Consider the following 17784-nt stretch of genomic DNA (forward strand, 5'->3'; position numbering starts at 1 on the left):
TGTGGTCGATGGGTATTCAGGAGCTGTGTTGTGCAATTAGAGGATGACGCTGACGTCGGTCGTGGCTAGCGCGTACAATGCCGCTTCGACATAGATTGGGGCTCGTTCCGCCGGGTCCGCCGTCGCTTCATTCACGCCGTTTCCCGCGAGAACCTAGATTTTGCTCTCTACCGCCAACATCACCATGCAGTTCGGCGCCAAGCCGCTATTCGAAAATGTCTCCGTCAAGTTTGGAGAGGGCAACCGCTATGGCCTGATCGGTGCCAATGGTTGCGGCAAGTCTACCTTCATGAAGATTCTGGGTGGCGACCTGGTGCCTACCAACGGCCAGGTGATGAAGGACGCCACCACGCGGCTCGGTAAGCTGCGTCAGGACCAGTTCGCGTTCGAGAACGAGCGTGTCATCGACACCGTGATAATGGGTAACACCGAGCTGTGGGAGGTGACCGCCGAGCGCGAGCGTATCTATTCGCAGACTGAGATGTCTGAGGAAGATGGCATGAAAGTCGCCGACCTTGAGGTGCGTTTCGCCGAGCTCGACGGTTATACGGCAGAGGCACGCGCGGGGGAGTTGCTGCTCGGCCTCGGCATCCCTCTTGCGCAGCACACCCAGCCGATGAGTGTGGTAGCGCCGGGCTGGAAGTTGCGCGTACTGCTGGCTCAGGCACTGTTCAGTGATCCCGACGTGCTGTTGCTCGACGAGCCGACCAACCACTTGGACATCAATACCATCCGGTGGCTGGAGGAGATTCTGCGTTCACGTAGCTCGACCATGATCATCATTTCTCACGATCGTCACTTCTTGAATAGCGTCTGCACCCATATGGCGGATCTTGACTACGGTGAGCTGACGCTTTTCCCAGGTAACTATGATGATTATATGACCGCTGCTACCCAAGCGCGGGAGCGCTTGCATGCCGAAAACGCCAAGAAGAAGGCGGAGATCGCCGAGCTGCAGCAATTCGTCAGCCGCTTCTCGGCCAACGCCTCCAAGGCCAAGCAGGCTACATCGCGGCAACGCAAGATCGACAAGATTCAGCTCGATGAGGTCAAGCCGTCGTCACGCGTCAGCCCGTTCATTCGCTTCGAGCAGACCAGGAAGATACACCGCCATGCGCTGAACGCGGAGAAGCTCTCCAAGGCGTGGGATGACAACGTGCTGTTCGAGCGCCTGGATCTGCAGGTCGAAGCCGGCGAGAGAGTCGCTATCATCGGGCCCAACGGGATTGGCAAGACCACCCTGCTCAACTGCCTGGTTGGCACGATGACGCCGGATGCCGGCGAGGTGAAATGGACCGACGCCGCCGAGGTGGGCTACTTCGCTCAGGATCACGCTGATGACTTCGAAGGCGGCGAGACGCTTTTCGAATGGATGCAGCAGTGGACCACGGAAGGTGAGCAGACCGTACGCGGTGCGCTGGGCCGGATGCTGTTCTCCAACGATGACATCGGTAAGTCGGTCAAGGTGATCTCAGGGGGCGAACAGGGGCGGATGCTGTTCGGTAAGCTTGCGCTGCAAAAGCCCAACGTGCTGGTGATGGACGAGCCCACCAACCACCTGGATATGGAGTCGATAGAAGCGCTCAATCTGGCGCTGGAAAACTATCCCGGTACCTTGATCTTCGTCAGCCATGACCGCGAGTTCGTCGGTTCCTTGGCGACCCGTATCATCGAGATGAAGGACGATGAAATCGTCGACTTCAGCGGCAGTTATGATGATTATCTGCGCAGCCAGGATATCTACGCTTAAACGCCAAGGTCGCTCTTCCTAGAATCTTTCCGGCGGCGACTCGGGGCCTCGGGTGCCCCGGGGGCAACATGTTCATTCGAATGCCTGTGGGTAGCGGCGCTTGGCGCGGGCCAGTCGGTAAATGGTGATGGCGTTGGTGACGAATACCAGCGCTTCTGCCAGCATACCGCCCACCGAGCCTACCAAGGCGTGGCTGAGAAACCATGACAATGCCGCCAGCCCCAGGCCGATGCGCATGGCAATGCCCTGAAACAGAAACATGCCCACCGTTCCCGCCGCCATGGCCACGACGGCAGGTAAGTCCGCCCAACCTTGCCAGGTCAAAAGCGCCGCCACACCGCTGGCAACCAGCACGCCTGTCATGATGCTCTTGCTCCCCGGGTAGCGCCGGGCTAGCGCGATGCGCACGATCACCAGCACCGTCAGCGCCGCCGCCGTCCAGCTCTCGAAGAGGATGAACTGTAGCGCGAAGGCGACATTGGCGGAGAGCAGCAGCCCCATCAGCCGCTCGTCTCGCTTGCTGGCAAAGGCCAGCAGGCAGAGTATCAGCGAGATAACGCCAAAGAATTGCCCGGCGAGGGCGCTATAACTGTCAAGCATGCAGTGGCTGACTCCTTGTCAATGCTATATCCGCTCAATCCAGGCTGCCGCCGCAATGGCCGCAAGATCTAGGCAAATTTAGATCCAGCCCACCAATTTCAGTATGAACACCCCGGCGCTGAGGGTGAACAGTGACGCGACAGTGGTGATCACGATGATATTGGCGGCGAGCTTGGCATTGGCATTGACCGCCTTGGCCATGACGAAGCTCGCGGCGGCGCCGGGACTGCCGAAGAAGAGAAAGAGAATGCCCAGCTCACGCCCTCGGTAGCCCAGTGCGAAGGCACCGAGCACCCCGAGAAGGGGGAGCCAGACGACCTTCCAGAGGCTGGCATCCAGCGCCAGACCGCTGCTTCGCTTGACGGACGTGAACGACAGCGTGCCACCGATGCAGACCAGGGCCAGCGGCAGCGACATGGCGCCGAAATAGTCGCCCGAGGTGAGCAGCCATGCGGGTAGATCGATTTGGAAATACGCAAAGGGAATCGCCAGCAAGACCCCCAGAATGAGCGGGTTCTTGGCGATATGCTTGAGAATCGCCCCGATGCCCGAGCGTGCGCCGTCACTGTAATAGGCAAGAATGATCGCTGCCAGTACGTTGTAGACGATGATGATCCCGCCGACCAGGATGCTCCCCAGCGAGAGGCCGTAGTCGCCGTATTGGTTGGCGGCAAGCGCCAAGCCGACGATCCCGCAGTTGCCGCGAAAAGCTCCCTGCGTGAACACGCCGCGCTCCTCGTGAGGGCAGCGCCAGATGGCCCAGCCCCAGGCGAGAAAGAAACTGAGAACCGAAAAGCCCAGGAAATAGACGATCAGTCCCGGTTGCAGGGCGACGTCCAGATCGGCGCGAACGATGCTCAGGAAGATCAGTGTCGGCATGGTAGCGCGAAACACCAATGCCGACGCCATGGAGATGAAATGCGCGTCGATCCAACCGATGCGCTTGAAGACGATCCCCAGAAACACCATGGCGAAGACGGGCAGCGTGACTTGCAGCGTATGCGAGAAAACGGCCAGCAGGTCCATGCGCGATCAGTTTCCTTGTCTTGCTAGTACGAAGCCTACGATGATGGCGGCGGCCACGACGAGCCAGAAGAGTGTATTGCGCAGGCGAGTGGGGCGGGATGGTCGAGATCTTGGCACGCAGGATTCCTTGTTCCTTGGTCGGCTTGGGAAGCGAAAAGGTTTATGGTAAACCCGTTAGCCTGCTAGGCCCAGTGCCGCGCTTCAAATGTGTCATGACCGTCGACACCGGTGGCGTGGCGAGCAGGTCATCGATCATCAACTAGGCACCAGGAGCCTTCATGCGCGAAGTAGAATCTCTGAATCTGGCCCATGGGCGCCTCGCGGCCCTGGCGTGGGGCGATGCTGACGCGCCCGTGTGGTTGGCGCTGCATGGCTGGCTGGATAACGCCGAGAGCTTTTCGCGCTTGGCACCGCTATTGGCCGAGCGTTTGGGGATTCGCATCGTCGCGATCGACTTCCCCGGTCACGGGCGCTCGCAGCCGCGCGCCGAAGGCGGCGATTATCCGATCTGGGAATATACCCTGGACGTGTTGGACGCCCTCGATGCGCTGGGTCTCGAGCGCGCGCCGCTGCTGGCGCATTCGATGGGCGCGGCGATCGCGTGTCTAGTGGCAGCCGCGATGCCGGAGCGTGTCGCGCGGTTGGTGCTGATCGACGGCCTGGGCACCTTGACCACCGAGGTCGATGACACCGCCAAGCAGTTGCGCATGGGCTTGATCCAGCGCCGTCGTTCGCGTTCCTCGGTGCCGCGTTATCCCGATGAGGCTACCGCCATCGCGGCGCGCGTGGCGGGCGGCGTGACGCCCATCGATGCCGACACGGCCGCGCCCTTGGTGCGCCGCAATTTGGATACGGACGACGATGGCCACGTGCGCTTGCGCTCCGACGCTCGCTTGCTGCGTCCATCGTTGGTGCGCTTTACCACCGAGCAGATGCTGTCGCTACTGGGCAGCATCGAGGCTCCGGTGCTGTTGCTTGAAGGCGAGCAGGGCATTCTCGCCGAGCGCGCCTACGCCCAGCGGGCTCGTGACGCCATCGCTCGGCTTACGCGGGTGATGCTGCCCGGTGGACATCATCTGCATCTCGAAGCGAATGCCGTCGACGCCGTGGCTGAGGCCATCGTCGCCGACTCGGATAAGACGACGAAGCGTAATGCGTGAAGGAGAGCGCTGACATGGACAAGCGAGTTGCGCTGGTACTGGGTAGCGGTGGCGCGAGAGGCTACACGCATATCGGCGTGATCGAGGAATTGGTCGCTCGCGGCTATGAGATCGTCGCCATTTCGGGCTGCTCGATGGGGGCCCTGGTGGGCGGCATCTATGCCGCCGGCCAGCTCGATGCCTACCGTGACTGGGTCTGCCAGCTAGATTATTTCGATGTGCTCAAGCTGGTCGACGTGACCTGGAGTCCGATGGGGGCGATGCGGGCCAGCAAGGTCATGAACAAGCTCGAGAGCCTGATCGGGGATATCCGCATCGAGGACTTGAGCATTCCGCTGACGACCGTCGCCACCGACCTCAACCGACAGAAGGAAATCTGGTTCCAGAGTGGGCCGCTATTGCGTGCGATCCGTGCCTCCATCGCGGTCCCCGGCATCATCACGCCGGTGCATCTGGATGGGCATGTTCTCGTCGATGGGGGCTTGCTCAACCCGTTGCCGATCATCCCTACCGTGGCAGTCCACGCCGACCTGGTCGTGGCGGTCAATTCCACCGCGCAGACCTCCCGCCAAGTGACGCTTGAAGAAATGCTGCCGCCCGAGGAAGCCGCCCAGGAAGAGGCACGCGAGCGCGAGCGCGAATCCCGTGGGCAAGGGTTCGGCAGTTGGCTGGGCGGCGTGCGCGAACGTGTGCAGCACATGTTCAGCAACGGCCACGGACCGGAAGGCGGCGAAGAGGGTGAATCCTCCGAGCAAGCGGCTACCGAACGCGCCTGGAGCAAGCTCGATATGATGCTGGCGTCGTTCGATATCACCCAGGCGGCATTGGCCAAGTACAAGGTGGCCGGTTATCCGCCCGATGTCCTGATCGAGGTCCCCAAGAGCGTGTGCGGTGCCTATGAGTTTCACCGTGCCGAGGCGCTGATTCAATTGGGCCATCATCTGGCCGCCCAGGCCATCGACCGTTACGAGGGGAAGCGCGACTTGACCGAAACGGGAGGGGATTTGACTGAGGCCAAGCATTATCCGCTGATGACACCCGCCAGGCGCAAGCCGAGTTGAAGCCTGGGACGTTAGTTGAAACCTTAGAAGCTAGTTGAAACGTCGATGTTCGTGGCCGGTGGCGGTCGTTTATAACGTATCGCCGCGCCGACGGAGAAGGATATACACTGCCCCGGTACCGCCATCCGCATCGCGTGCCGAGCAGAAAGCGAGTACCGCGGGCCATTCGCGCAGCCAGGCATTGACGTGGCTCTTGATGACCGGGTAATCGTCGTCCTTGCCGAGCAGCGATGCACGGGCCTTGCCGTGTACCACGAGCACACAACGCCAGCGTTGTCCGTGGGCGTCGTGAAGGAAGGTTTCGAGTTGCTCGCGTGCCTCGCTGACGGTGTAGCCATGAAGATCCAGCCCAGCTTCCCACTCGATATTGCCGCGCTTGAGTTGTGTCCGCGTTCGGTAGGGAAGATCGGGAACCGCGAATTCCAGTGCCTCGCTGGGACGTACCGGCTCGACGCGTCCATCGCTAGTGCGGCTGGTGGGCGCTTGGATGTCGGCGCTGGTGGCGGCCGCGCGGCGCTCCGCCATGGCATCGTCGTCGTGGCGGCGCGGGCGCCCGATATCGGCGCGGTTGCTGTGCAGGCGATGCACACCGGCGTCTTCCAGCGCTTGACGAAACGCGTTGATATCGGCGTCGTCGGGCTGGCCACGGCGTCGGCTCATGACGAAACTCCCCAAGCGGCACGGTCGGTTGAAAGGCCTCCCAGTATAGCGACTTGCTCACGGCTGTGAACCGGCGCGTGCTGCGGGTACAATCGTCGATTCCATGGAACCGCTTAACAGGATGCTTCGTGCCTGCTTCCCGACCGACCGACGTTTCCACGCTGACCCTCGATGACGCGTCACTGGCCGAAGGGCTGGTGTCGCTGCGTGACTGCCTGCGCTGGGCAACCAGTGAATTCAATGCGCACCGCTTGCATTTCGGGCATGGCACGGCCAGCTCGTGGGATGAGGCGGTGGGGCTGGTACTGGGTGCGTTGCATCTGCCCTGGGATACCGATCCCGCAGTCCTCGATGCCCGCCTGTTGCCGATCGAGCGTCGTCGGGTCGTGAGCCTGGTGCGCCAGCGCATCGAGCAGCGCATGCCATTGCCGTATCTGCTGGGCGAGGCCTTCTTCGCCGGCCACCCCTTCGAGGTCGATGAACGGGTGCTGATTCCGCGCTCGCCGATTGCGGAGCTGATCGAGGACGGCTTTGCGGCCTGGTTCCCCCAGTGGTCGCCGACGCGGGTGCTGGATTTGTGCGCGGGCTCCGGTTGTATCGGCATCGCTACGGCGCTGTACCTGCCCACGGCCGAGGTCGACCTGGTCGATATCAGCCCCGAGGCCCTGGCGGTGGCCAAGGCCAACATCGTGCGTCACGATGTTGGCAAGCGCGTTCGCGCGGTGACCTCGGATTTGTTCGCCGGTGTGGCCGGGCAACGCTATGACCTCATCGTTTCCAATCCGCCCTATGTGGACGCGCGTGATCTGGCGGGCATGCCGGCCGAGTTCCGCCACGAGCCGAACCTGGCCTTGGCGGCGGGTGATGACGGTCTGGATATTGTGCGCCGTATGCTGCGCGAGGCGCGTGAGCATTTGACCGACGATGGTGTGTTGATCGTCGAAGTGGGCAATTCCGCGCGGCATCTCGACGCGGCGTTTCCCGAGGTTCCGTTCTTGTGGCTCGAGTTCGAGCGCGGCGGCGAGGGCGTGTTTGCGCTGACCGCTGCCGAGCTCGACCAATACGCGACATCGTTCGCCTGATCGTTGAGGAGCGCGGAATGTCCGGCAATACGTTTGGCAAGTTATTCACCGTCACCACCTTCGGCGAGAGCCACGGCGAAGCGTTGGGCGCAATCGTCGACGGATGCCCGCCGGGGCTCGAGCTCGATGTCTCGGATTTACAGCATGATCTGGATCGGCGGCGACCGGGCACTTCGCGGCATACCACGCAGCGCCGCGAGCCCGACCAGGTGCGTATCCTCTCAGGGGTTTTCGAGGGCGTTACCACCGGCACGCCGATTGGCCTGCTGATCGAGAATACCGACCAGCGCTCGAATGACTATTCGAAGATCAAGGATCAGTTCCGCCCTGCGCATGCCGACTACACCTATCATCACAAGTACGGGATTCGTGACTATCGCGGCGGTGGGCGCTCCAGTGCCCGCGAGACGGCCATGCGTGTTGCCGCCGGGGCCATTGCACGCAAGTACCTGGCGTCGCAGGGTATCCGCGTGCGTGGCTACATGAGTCAGTTAGGCCCCATCGGTATCGACTTCAAACAGTGGGAGGCGGTCGATAGCAACCCGTTCTTCTGCCCCGACCCGGATAAGGTCCCTGAACTCGAGGCCTTCATGGATCAGTTGCGCCGCGACCAGGACAGCGTTGGAGCGCGGATCACCGTCGTCGCCGAGGGGGTGCCGGTGGGGCTTGGCGAGCCGGTCTTCGATCGCCTGGATGCCGAGCTGGCCCATGGCTTGATGAGCATCAACGCCGTCAAGGGTGTGGAGATCGGTGATGGCTTCGCCGCCGTGGCGAGTCGCGGCAGCGAGCACCGCGATGAGATGACGCCCGAAGGTTTCCTCTCCAATCATGCCGGGGGCGTGTTGGGCGGGATCAGTTCCGGTCAGGCACTGGTCGCGCACTTGGCGCTCAAGCCGACCTCCAGCATCACCCAGCCGGGACGTTCGATCGATATCCACGGCGATCCCGTCGAGGTCGTCACCAAGGGGCGCCATGACCCCTGCGTGGGCATTCGGGCCACGCCCATCGCCGAGGCGATGATGGCGCTGACGCTGATGGATCACTTCTTGCGCCAGCGCGCCCAGAACGCGGGTGTCGAGGTGGAGACCCCATGCCTGACGTAAGCGTTGTCGTGTGAACGTCGTTGTATCGGAAAGTTGCTTAACAGGTGCTACGTGCTCGACCTGCGTCCGGATAACTCGCTGGTGAAATGGCTGGTGGCGCAGGGGCATACGGTACTCGGGCGAGGGCGACATGGGGTCTTGAGGTCGGCCTATTTTCTCGGCGTTTAGTTCTGCTGGCGACGCCTTCATGCATGTCGAGGCGTGCCAGCCAGCGAAACGCGCAGGCCAGTTGTTCGCGTGGGTTGCCGAGATTCAAGGCAGTCATTTGTCCTCCTCTTTGTATGAATGGTGTGCACTCGATAACGATGCTAGCGCGCTACGGTTCAATTCAGCCAGTGCCTGGCGTGGCGGTCGCGGTCATCATCCAGCATCTCTAGCATGGCCCTGGCGGCGTTGGAGAGGGTACGGCTCTTGTGAAACAGGTAGCCCAGCGGACGCTGGATGGGGCGGTGGTCGATGGGCAGAATCTGGATGTCGTCGTCGATCATGGTCTCGGGCAGTACGCTCCAGCCCAGCCCGATGGCGACCATCATCTTGAGCGTCTCGAGGTAGTTGGTGGACAGCGAGACGTTTACCTTGAGGCCGTCGCGGGCGAAGGTATCCACCACGATGCCGCGGGTGAAGGTCAAATGCCCTGGCAGCACGGCGTCGTAATCGGACAGTGCCGACAAGGCGAGCTCTTCGCGGCCGGCAAGGGCATGCTCGCGTCCGCAGACGAAACGCAACTGGTCGATCCACACCGGCACGACCGTCAGCGCCGGATCGGGCACTGGCGCCAGCGTGACTACGGCAAGCTCCAGTTCGCCATCCAGCACACCCTGATAGGCCTGCTCGGAATCCAGGAAACGCATGTCCATGCGCACCTCGGGATGCGCCTGGGTATAGGCCTTGAGAATCGGCGGTAGGCGATGCAGGCCGACATGATGGCTGGTCGCCATGGTCAGGCTGCCGCTGACGTCGCCGGCGAGGTTGGAAAGCGCGCGACGGCTGTCGTCGAACATCACCAGGATCTCGCGGGCACGGGGCAGTAGCGTGCGCCCGGCTTCGGTGAGCGTCACGCGGCGGTTGATACGGTCGAATAACTGTGCCCCGACCTGAGCTTCAAGCCCCGCGATCCGCTTGCTGACCGCAGGCTGGGTAAGATGCAGTTGCTCGGCGGCGAGCGAGAAAGAACCATTGTCGGCCACGGCGAGAAACGCTTGCAGGCTTTGTGTGTCCATGGCGGTGCTCTATTCGGTTTCTATTCTATAAAGGAATGCAAAGCATAAATAACATGAATTGCTTTTATCCATAGTCCCCCTTAGGCTCATGGATATCAAGGTTGCGCCGGTTATCGCGGCGCATTGCAAAGCGGCATAGATCGCTATCGCCCAATCTTCCCGGTCGGGGAGGCACGAGTGGAGGAGATTCCATGGCAGGCCAGACTCTTTACGACAAGCTTTGGTCGCGGCACCTGGTAAAGGAACGCGACGATGGCACGGCGTTGATCTACATCGATCGTCACCTGCTGCACGAGGTGACCTCGCCCCAGGCCTTCGAAGGGCTGCGTCTCGCCGGGCGCAAGCCATGGCGGCTGGACACCAACCTCGCCACGCCGGACCATAACGTGCCGACCACGCTCAAGGAGCGTGCCGAGGGCAACGCCGGTATCGTCGATTCGGTCTCGCGCATTCAGGTCGAGACGCTGGATGACAACTGCACCAGCTTTGGCATCGAGGAATTTCGCATCAACGACGCGCGCCAGGGGATCGTGCACGTCGTGGGGCCGGAGCAGGGTGCCACACAGCCCGGTATGACGGTCGTCTGCGGTGATTCGCATACCGCCACGCACGGCGCCTTCGGGGCCTTGGCGCACGGCATCGGCACCTCCGAGGTCGAGCACGTGCTGGCGACGCAGTGCCTGATTCAGCAAAAAATGAAGAACATGCAGGTGCGCGTCGAAGGTGAACTGGGTCTCGGCGTGACGGCGAAGGATATCGTGCTGGCCGTGATCGGCAAGATCGGCACGGCCGGCGGTACCGGCTACGCCATCGAGTTCGCCGGCAGTGCGATTCGCGAGCTGTCCATGGAAGGTCGTATGACCATCTGCAACATGGCCATCGAGGCCGGCGCGCGCGTGGGCCTGGTGGCGGTCGACGAGACCACGGTCGAGTACCTGCGTCGGCGCCCCTTCGCGCCCAGCGAGGAATACTGGGATGCGGCGGTCGCCGACTGGCGCGAGCTGGTCTCCGATGGCGATGCGGATTTCGACAAGGTCGTCGAGCTCGATGCTGCCGCGATCGAACCGCAGGTTACCTGGGGCACCAGTCCGGAAATGGTCGCGGGCGTCGGTGCGCAGGTACCGGATCCGGCCGCCGCCGGCGACGAGACCGTGCAGAAAGGCGTTTCGCGTGCGCTCGAGTACATGGGGCTTTATTCGGGCCAGCAGATCACCGACATCCGGCTCGACAAGGTCTTCATTGGCTCGTGCACCAACTCGCGCATCGAGGATCTGCGCGAGGCGGCCAAGGTCGCCAAAGGCCGCAAGGTGGCGGATACCATCCAACTGGCGATGGTCGTGCCCGGTTCCGGGCTGGTCAAGCGCCAGGCCGAGGAGGAAGGGCTGGACAAGATCTTCCTCGAAGCGGGCTTCGAATGGCGTGAGCCGGGGTGCTCCATGTGTCTGGCGATGAACGCCGACAAACTGGGGGCCGGCGAGCACTGCGCCTCGACCTCGAATCGTAACTTCGAGGGGCGCCAGGGCTTTGGGGGCCGCACGCATCTGGTGAGCCCCGCCATGGCGGCGGCGGCGGCCATCGCCGGTCATTTCGTCGATGTGCGCGACTTCGGTGCCGAGCGCGCCGCCAACGACGACAGCCAAGTACAGGAGGCGTGAGCATGCGACAGTTCGACCGCCATCAGGGCCTCGTGGCGCCCATGGATCGCGCCAACGTGGACACGGACCTGATCATTCCCAAGCAGTTTCTGAAGTCGATCAAGCGTACCGGCTTCGGCCCCAATCTGTTCGACGAGCTGCGTTACCTGGATGAAGGTTATCCGGGGCAGGATGTCGCGAATCGCCCGCTCAATCCGGACTTCGTGCTCAACCAGTCGCGCTATCAGGGCGCCAGTGTGCTGCTGGCGCGCCGCAACTTCGGCTGCGGCAGTTCGCGCGAGCATGCGCCCTGGGCGCTGGAAGATTTCGGCTTCCGCGTGATCATCGCGCCGAGCTTTGCCGATATCTTCTTCAACAACGCCTTCAAGAATGGCTTGTTGCTGATTACCTTCGACGAAGCCACGGTGGATCGCCTTTTCCAGGAAGCCGAGGCCGAGGAGGGCTATCGTCTGGATGTCGATCTGGAAAGCCAGCAGATCATCACGCCCCATGGCGAGACACTCACCTTCGAGGTCGATTCGTTTCGCAAGCAATGCTTGCTCGAAGGGCTGGACGATATCGGCTTGACGCTCAAAGACGCCGATGCCATTGCGGATTTCGAGCAGCGCCATCGCCAGGCGCGGCCGTGGCTATTCCGTCAGGCCGGATGACGCCTGCAACCCCTGAATAACAACAACGCTGGACACAACCCACAGGGAGGATCCGGCCCCCGGGTCGGGATGGCAGGGAATGCCCATCTTCTCGTGGTCGGCGTCGCGGCGCCGGCCACCCATGAACCATCAGTCACGTCATCCACGATGATGTGTCGAGCAGCGAGAGAGTACGCCATGAGTCGCAAGATTCTCGTTCTACCGGGCGACGGTATCGGTCCGGAAATCACCCGCGAGGCGGTCAAGATCCTCAACGCATGCCGCGAGACGGGGCTGGACGTCGACCTTGAGGAAGGTCTAGTCGGCGGGGCGGCAATCGACGCCCAGGGCGTACCGTTGCCCGATGAGACGCTGGCGCAGGCCAAGGCGGCTGATGCCGTATTGCTGGGCGCCGTGGGCGGTCCCAAATGGGACAAGATCGAAGATCTGGCCAAGCGGCCGGAGAAAGGCCTGCTGGGCCTGCGCAAGAACCTCAACCTGTTCGGCAATCTGCGCCCGGCGCTGCTCTATCCGCAGCTCGCCTCGGCCTCGAGCCTCAAGCCGGAGATCGTCGCGGGGCTGGATATCATGATCGTGCGCGAGCTTACCGGTGGCATCTACTTTGGCCAGCCGCGCGGTATCGAGGAGCGCGATGGCGAAAAAGTCGGCTTCAATACCTACGTCTATGCCGAGCACGAGATCGAACGCATTGGCCGGGTCGCCTTCGAAATGGCGCGTGCGCGCAGCGGCAAGCTCTGCTCGGTGGACAAGGCCAACGTGCTCGAGGCCACCATCCTGTGGCGCGAGGTGATGGAGCGCCTGGCCCCGGAGTATCCGGATGTCGAGTTGTCGCACATGTACGTCGACAACGCCGCCATGCAACTGGTGCGCGCGCCCAAGCAATTCGACGTCATCGTTACCGGCAACATGTTCGGTGATATCCTCTCCGACGCGGCGGCGATGCTGACGGGCTCGATCGGCATGTTGCCCTCGGCATCGCTCAACGAACAACGTCAGGGTATGTACGAGCCTTGCCATGGCAGTGCGCCGGATATTGCCGGCCAAGGCATTGCCAATCCGTTGGCGACGATCTTGTCGGTGGCCATGATGCTGCGTTATTCCCTCGAGGCGCCGGTGCTCGCCGAGCGTATCGAGCGTGCCGTGGGCACGGTGCTTGACCAGGGATTGCGTACCGCCGATATCGCCTTCGAGGGCACTGCGCCCGTCTCGACCCAGGCGATGGGCGATGCCGTGTTGGCGGCATTCCAGGCGCAGTGAGTGCGGCTCACGTATCATGGCCATACGCCCATTCGTAGATTTCAGGAGGACGACACATGCTTAGAGTCGGTTTTGTCGGTTGGCGGGGAATGGTGGGGTCCGTCCTCATGCAGCGCATGCACGAGGATGGCGATTTCGCCGGCCTCGAGCCAGTGTTCTTCACCACGTCCCAGGTGGGTCAGCCGGGCCCCGACATCGGGGTCGAGGTACCGCCCCTCAAGGACGCACATGATCTGGAAACGCTCAAGACGCTCGATGTGATCGTGAGCACTCAGGGTGGCGATTACACCGAGAAGGTCTACCAGCCCCTGCGTGAAGCGGGCTGGCAGGGCTATTGGATCGACGCCGCCAGTACGCTGCGTATGGCGGACGAGGCGACGATCGTGCTCGATCCGGTCAACCGTCATGTCATCGAACGCAGTCTCGCCAACGGCGGCAAGACGTTCGTAGGCGGCAACTGCACCGTCAGCCTGATGCTGCTGGGCCTGGGGGGCTTGTTCGAGGCCAACATGGTGGAGTGGATGACCTCCATGACCTACCAGGCCGCGTCCGGCTCGGGCGCCAAGCACATGCGCGAGCTGCTTTCCCAGATGGGGGCCCTGCACGGTGCTGCAGCATCCTCGCTGGCGGATCCGGGCAGTGCGATCCTGGATATCGACCGTCAGGTGACGCAGGCCATGCGTGGCGGCGATTTTCCCACCGAGCAGTTCGGTGAGCCGCTGGCCGGCAGCCTGTTGCCGTGGATCGACAAGGCGATGGAAAACGGCCAGAGCAAGGAAGAGTGGAAAGGCGGTGTCGAGAGTAACAAGATTCTCGCTACCGGCGATTCACCGATCCCCATCGACGGTTTGTGTGTGCGTATCGGGGCGATGCGTTCGCATAGCCAGGCATTCACCATTAAGCTCAAGCAGGATGTGCCGCTTGACGAGATCGAAGACCGTCTGGCCAAGCACAACCAGTGGGCGAAGGTGATTCCCAACGACAAGGACGCGACCTTGCAACGCCTGGCACCGGCGGCCGCCACCGGCACGCTGGATGTCCCGGTGGGGCGCCTGCGCAAACTGGCCATGGGCGGCGAATACCTCTCCGCCTTTTCGGTGGGCGACCAATTGCTGTGGGGGGCCGCCGAGCCGCTCAAGCGGATGCTAGGCATTCTCCGCGAGCAGCGCTGAACCGCACGCCTTGTAACGGCACACATGAAAAAACAATACCAAGGGCGCCGCATGGCGCCCTTGGTGTTTTGTGGGGTTCGTTTCCCGGGGTTGGTGTGTGAGGTTAGCGCTAGAATTGCGACTCTTCGGTGGAGCCCTTGAGTGCGGTCACCAATGATACGCCGCCTTGGATGATGTTGGTCATGTCGTCGAAATAGCCGGTACCGACTTCCTGCTGGTGGGCGACGAAGGTGTAGCCGCGCTCGGCCGCTTCGAATTCCGGCTGCTGGACCTTCTCGACATAATGCTTCATGCCTTCGCCTTGGGCATAGGCATGGGCGAGATCGAACATGTTGTACCACATGTTGTGAATGCCGGCTAAGGTGATGAACTGGTAGGTGTAGCCCATCTCGGCCAGGGCTTTCTGGAAGCCGGCGATCTCGGCGTCGTCTAGATTCTTCTTCCAGTTGAACGACGGCGAGCAGTTGTAGGCCAGCAACTGATCGGGGTATTCGCGGTGGATCGCATCGGCGAAACGCTTGGCCTCGTCAAGGTCCGGCTTGGCGGTTTCGCACCAGATTATGTCCGCGAAGGGCGCGTAGGCCAGGCCTCGAGCGATGGCCTGATCGAGCCCGGCGTTGACCCGGTAGAAGCCCTCGGCGGTGCGTTCACCGGTAATGAAGGGTTTGTCGTAGTCATCCACGTCGGCGGTAATCAGGTTGGCGGCATTGGCATCGGTGCGTGCGATGACCAGAGTGGAAGTGCCCGCTACATCGGCTGCCAGGCGTGCGGCGACCAGCTTCTGCACGGCTTCCTGGGTCGGCACCAGCACCTTGCCGCCCATGTGGCCGCATTTCTTGACTGCGGCGAGCTGATCCTCGAAATGCACGCCGCTGGCGCCGGCGCGGATCATCGCCGTCATCAGCTCAAAAGCGTTGAGCACGCCGCCGAACCCGGCCTCGGCATCGGCGACGATGGGCGCGAAGTAATCGACGAAGTCTTTATCGTCGGGGTTGGCGCCTTTTTGCCACTGAATCTGATCGGCGCGGCGGAAGCTATTGTTGATGCGCTCGACGACCTTGGGCACCGAATCCACCGGGTAGAGCGACTGGTCGGGGTACATCGACAGGTAGCTGTTGTTGTCGGCCGCGACCTGCCAGCCCGAGAGGTAGATCGCCTCGATACCCGCCTTTACCTGTTGCATGGCCTGGCCGCCGGTCAGCGCACCGAGACAGTTGACGTAGCCCTTGCGGGCCTCGCCGTTGACCAGGCGCCAGAGCTTTTCGGCGCCTAGCGTGGCGAGCGTATTCGCTTCATTGACGCTGCCGCGAAGCCTGACCACTTCCTCGGCGCTATACGGACGCGTGACGTCCTTCCAGCGCGGGTTCTCTTGCCAATCCTTTTCCAATGCGGCGATTTGCTGTTCGCGTGTCTGGGACATGTCACTTGCCTCTTGGTCGTCGTGAGCGTTCAGAGCGTGCCCGATAGGGCATTTCACGTTCAGCCGAAGTGCGATCATTTCCGCTGCGCTACGCGGTATGACGCGGATATTGCGCTGCAGTAAAACAAGCGTTTTAACTTCGGCTTTACGAAAAATATGACGCACACAAGCGAGGCGAACAATTGCTAGTTAGGCGCAGGAAGCGTTGTAGTTTGACGACATGACGCCTGAATCACGCGGCGTCATGTAGTGTTTTTCCGAGAGGTGAGAAAGGCCCGAGACAACTTATTGAAAAAGCAGGTTATTGAAAATGCAGGCTCATATGGTAGTGCGGGATATTGGCATCGAGGAATTCATCACCATGGGCGATAAAGCCTAGACGTTCGTAGAAGGGGATCGCGTAGGTCTGTGCATCCAGATGCACGACGTGGTGGCCGGCTTCGCGGGCCGCCACCAGCGTCGCTTCCATCAGATACAGGCCAAGCCCCTGGCCGCGCGCTTCCTCGAGAATCGCCACGCGTCCGATATGGCCGTCCGGCAAGAGGCGCGCCGTGCCCACGGCGCGGTCATCGACATGCAGCAAGAAATGCAGACACTGCGGGTCGCGGCCATCCCATTCTTCCGCCTGGGGGACGCTTTGCTCCTCGATGAATACGACCTTGCGGATCGCGCCGCACGCCGAGCCCAGCGTCTGCCAATCGCCGCTGGTGACCTGCCACTCACTCATCGCCGTTGTCCTGAGTTTCGTCTTCCTGCGTCTCGTCTTGCCAGTGGAGGCTGCCACGATTGACCAGCTCGGCGAGCAGTGTCAGGGCCTGATCGTCCAGGTGTGTGGCCAGCGTGGCGGCATGCAGTGGCGTGGTGTCGGCCAGCAGACGCGCGAGCCCTGACGGGCAGGCATGGCCGTCGCCATCCGCGAACAGCGTGGTGTGGCCGTTATCTTCATGAAACGCGAAGCGCGAGCCCAGGGCACGTTCCAGGTAGCGCCCTTGTGCCAGCGCCTCGGCGATGACATCGCTGCCCAGCGGCGTCTCGAGAGGCGCGAGCTGGTCGGCATACTTGGGCTGGGTCATCACCCGCCCGAACCATTGCGTCATCTGCTCAGGGTCGTCGATCACCGAGAGCATCAAGGTGCGCAGGCGCGCGATGGCGTCGTCATCGAGACGGCCGGCGTGTTCGATGGGGCGCAGGTCCGGGTCGGTGTAGCGCGAGGTGTCAGGCTGCATTTCACCGAGATAGTCGGCGAAAGAAGTGATGATCTCGTCGGTGGACGGCGCGCGAAAGCCGATCGAATAGGTCATGCAGTTGGCGCTCTGGCTGACGCCGTGATGAGCGATGCGCGGCGGCAGATACAGCATGTCGCCGGGTTCGAGCACCCAGTCCTCGCCGGGAGTGACCTCGAAGCGTTCGAGCATGCGCAGGTCGATGCCCGAGACGATGGGGGCATCGTCGGGCTGCTCGCCACCGAGTTGCCAGCGACGTTGACCGCTGCCCTGGAGCAGGAAGACATCATAGCTATCGACATGCGGGCCGACACTGCCCTGGGGCGGCGCGTAGCTGACCATGACGTCGTCGAGGCGCCAGCGCGGCAGGAAGTCGAAGGCTTCGAGTAGCGCTGCTACTTCGGGCACGTAATGATCGACGGCCTGGACCAGCAGGGTCCATTCCCGGTCGGGCAGGCGTGCGAAGGTGGCATCATCGAAAGGCCCGTGGCTGACTTGCCACGGCTTGTCGGGACCATTTGCCTCGACAAGCCGGGCCTCGATGCCGTCTTCGCAGGCCAGGCCAGCGAGTTCCTCCGGTGCGAGCGGTGACTCGAAATCGGCGAAGGCGCCGCGAATCAGCAGCGGTTTTTTCTGCCAGTAGTCATGCAGGAACTCGGCGGCGGTCAAACCGCCGAGTATCACGAGGGGCGTATCGGTTGACATAAGGATCTTGGGACTCGAAAGGGATGAATGAGCAATCGGG

The 17784-nt window shown here is 62.2% G+C and carries 16 protein-coding genes; 9 read left to right on the plus strand and 7 right to left on the minus strand.

Going from position 1 to position 17784, the window contains the following annotated elements; translation table 11 throughout:
* Nucleotides 1-160 precede the first annotated feature (160 nt).
* Nucleotides 161-1750 carry an ABC-F family ATPase gene (locus L1073_RS14860; RefSeq protein ID WP_246900489.1) on the plus strand — a complete coding sequence of 530 codons (1590 nt, stop codon included), beginning with the start codon at nt 161-163 and terminating at the stop codon, nt 1748-1750.
* A gap of 72 nt (nt 1751-1822) precedes the next feature.
* Here L1073_RS14860 and L1073_RS14865 read toward each other — a convergent pair whose 3' ends face one another.
* Together L1073_RS14865 and L1073_RS14870 are read right to left on the minus strand one after the other, a co-directional pair.
* Nucleotides 1823-2350 (minus strand): YgjV family protein, encoded by a 528-nt coding sequence (locus L1073_RS14865; protein WP_246900491.1) that lies wholly within the window; start codon nt 2348-2350, stop codon nt 1823-1825.
* 78 nt (nt 2351-2428) lie between these two features.
* Nucleotides 2429-3376 (minus strand): AEC family transporter, encoded by a 948-nt coding sequence (locus tag L1073_RS14870; RefSeq protein WP_246900492.1) that lies wholly within the window; start codon nt 3374-3376, stop codon nt 2429-2431.
* A 278-nt stretch (nt 3377-3654) separates the two neighbouring features.
* On the opposite strand from L1073_RS14870, the gene L1073_RS14875 reads away from it, so the two are divergent.
* Together L1073_RS14875 and L1073_RS14880 are read left to right on the plus strand one after the other, a co-directional pair.
* Complete coding sequence (locus tag L1073_RS14875; RefSeq protein ID WP_246900494.1) at nt 3655-4536, plus strand: alpha/beta fold hydrolase; 882 nt, start codon at nt 3655-3657, stop codon at nt 4534-4536.
* A 14-nt stretch (nt 4537-4550) separates the two neighbouring features.
* Entirely contained in the window at nt 4551-5597 is a 1047-nt protein-coding gene (locus L1073_RS14880) for a patatin-like phospholipase family protein (protein WP_246900496.1), read from the plus strand.
* A 69-nt stretch (nt 5598-5666) separates the two neighbouring features.
* On the opposite strand, the gene L1073_RS14885 is transcribed toward L1073_RS14880, so the two are convergent.
* Nucleotides 5667-6257, minus strand: coding sequence for a Smr/MutS family protein (locus L1073_RS14885; protein WP_246900497.1), 591 nt, complete (start codon nt 6255-6257; stop codon nt 5667-5669).
* 128 nt (nt 6258-6385) lie between these two features.
* Between L1073_RS14885 and prmB the strand changes: the two genes are divergently transcribed.
* Entirely contained in the window at nt 6386-7339 is a 954-nt protein-coding gene (gene prmB / locus L1073_RS14890) for a 50S ribosomal protein L3 N(5)-glutamine methyltransferase (protein WP_246900499.1), read from the plus strand.
* Nucleotides 7340-7356: 17 nt separating this feature from the next.
* Nucleotides 7357-8442: a chorismate synthase gene (aroC, locus tag L1073_RS14895; RefSeq protein ID WP_246900501.1), complete on the plus strand. Its 1086-nt coding sequence runs from the start codon at nt 7357-7359 to the stop codon at nt 8440-8442.
* Nucleotides 8443-8765: 323 nt separating this feature from the next.
* On the opposite strand, the gene L1073_RS14900 is transcribed toward aroC, so the two are convergent.
* Entirely contained in the window at nt 8766-9662 is an 897-nt protein-coding gene (locus L1073_RS14900) for a LysR family transcriptional regulator (protein ID WP_246900502.1), read from the minus strand.
* 191 nt (nt 9663-9853) lie between these two features.
* Here L1073_RS14900 and leuC point away from each other — a divergent pair, with 191 nt between their 5' ends.
* The 4 genes from leuC to asd all read left to right on the plus strand — a co-directional run bounded on the left by leuC (nt 9854) and on the right by asd (nt 14396).
* Nucleotides 9854-11317, plus strand: a complete 1464-nt coding sequence (gene leuC / locus L1073_RS14905) for a 3-isopropylmalate dehydratase large subunit (RefSeq protein ID WP_246900504.1) — start codon at nt 9854-9856, stop codon at nt 11315-11317.
* Nucleotides 11318-11319: 2 nt separating this feature from the next.
* Nucleotides 11320-11967 carry a 3-isopropylmalate dehydratase small subunit gene (gene leuD, locus L1073_RS14910; RefSeq protein WP_246900506.1) on the plus strand — a complete coding sequence of 216 codons (648 nt, stop codon included), beginning with the start codon at nt 11320-11322 and terminating at the stop codon, nt 11965-11967.
* Between the two features lie 177 nt (nt 11968-12144).
* Nucleotides 12145-13224, plus strand: a complete 1080-nt coding sequence (leuB, locus tag L1073_RS14915) for a 3-isopropylmalate dehydrogenase (RefSeq protein ID WP_246900508.1) — start codon at nt 12145-12147, stop codon at nt 13222-13224.
* Nucleotides 13225-13280: 56 nt separating this feature from the next.
* Nucleotides 13281-14396: an aspartate-semialdehyde dehydrogenase gene (gene asd, locus L1073_RS14920; RefSeq protein ID WP_246900510.1), complete on the plus strand. Its 1116-nt coding sequence runs from the start codon at nt 13281-13283 to the stop codon at nt 14394-14396.
* A gap of 109 nt (nt 14397-14505) precedes the next feature.
* Here the strand turns inward: asd and aceA are convergent, their stop codons facing one another.
* From aceA to L1073_RS14935, 3 genes are all read right to left on the minus strand, one after another.
* Nucleotides 14506-15816 carry an isocitrate lyase gene (aceA, locus tag L1073_RS14925; protein WP_246900512.1) on the minus strand — a complete coding sequence of 437 codons (1311 nt, stop codon included), beginning with the start codon at nt 15814-15816 and terminating at the stop codon, nt 14506-14508.
* Nucleotides 15817-16117: 301 nt separating this feature from the next.
* Nucleotides 16118-16543 (minus strand): GNAT family N-acetyltransferase, encoded by a 426-nt coding sequence (locus L1073_RS14930; protein ID WP_246900514.1) that lies wholly within the window; start codon nt 16541-16543, stop codon nt 16118-16120.
* Nucleotides 16536-17744, minus strand: coding sequence for a cupin domain-containing protein (locus tag L1073_RS14935; RefSeq protein WP_246900516.1), 1209 nt, complete (start codon nt 17742-17744; stop codon nt 16536-16538). Before L1073_RS14935 ends, L1073_RS14930 begins: the two co-directional genes overlap by 8 nt.
* Nucleotides 17745-17784 lie beyond the last annotated feature (40 nt).

The sequence above is a fragment of the Chromohalobacter nigrandesensis genome (assembly GCF_023061285.1).
In the GTDB taxonomy this organism is placed as follows: Bacteria; Pseudomonadota; Gammaproteobacteria; order Pseudomonadales; family Halomonadaceae; genus Chromohalobacter; species Chromohalobacter nigrandesensis.

Bases quoted from the DNA above. Each gene is read 5' to 3' on its own strand.
- aroC (WP_246900501.1), top strand. From the start codon at position 7,357: ATGTCCGGCAATACGTTTGGCAAGTTATTCACCGTCACCACCTTCGGC.
- L1073_RS14900 (WP_246900502.1), bottom strand. From the start codon at position 9,662: ATGGACACACAAAGCCTGCAAGCGTTTCTCGCCGTGGCCGACAATGGT.
- asd (WP_246900510.1), top strand. From the start codon at position 13,281: ATGCTTAGAGTCGGTTTTGTCGGTTGGCGGGGAATGGTGGGGTCCGTC.
- L1073_RS14885 (WP_246900497.1), bottom strand. From the start codon at position 6,257: ATGAGCCGACGCCGTGGCCAGCCCGACGACGCCGATATCAACGCGTTT.
- aceA (WP_246900512.1), bottom strand. From the start codon at position 15,816: ATGTCCCAGACACGCGAACAGCAAATCGCCGCATTGGAAAAGGATTGG.
- leuD (WP_246900506.1), top strand. From the start codon at position 11,320: ATGCGACAGTTCGACCGCCATCAGGGCCTCGTGGCGCCCATGGATCGC.
- L1073_RS14935 (WP_246900516.1), bottom strand. From the start codon at position 17,744: ATGTCAACCGATACGCCCCTCGTGATACTCGGCGGTTTGACCGCCGCC.
- L1073_RS14870 (WP_246900492.1), bottom strand. From the start codon at position 3,376: ATGGACCTGCTGGCCGTTTTCTCGCATACGCTGCAAGTCACGCTGCCC.
- leuC (WP_246900504.1), top strand. From the start codon at position 9,854: ATGGCAGGCCAGACTCTTTACGACAAGCTTTGGTCGCGGCACCTGGTA.
- L1073_RS14875 (WP_246900494.1), top strand. From the start codon at position 3,655: ATGCGCGAAGTAGAATCTCTGAATCTGGCCCATGGGCGCCTCGCGGCC.
- L1073_RS14930 (WP_246900514.1), bottom strand. From the start codon at position 16,543: ATGAGTGAGTGGCAGGTCACCAGCGGCGATTGGCAGACGCTGGGCTCG.
- leuB (WP_246900508.1), top strand. From the start codon at position 12,145: ATGAGTCGCAAGATTCTCGTTCTACCGGGCGACGGTATCGGTCCGGAA.
- L1073_RS14880 (WP_246900496.1), top strand. From the start codon at position 4,551: ATGGACAAGCGAGTTGCGCTGGTACTGGGTAGCGGTGGCGCGAGAGGC.
- L1073_RS14865 (WP_246900491.1), bottom strand. From the start codon at position 2,350: ATGCTTGACAGTTATAGCGCCCTCGCCGGGCAATTCTTTGGCGTTATC.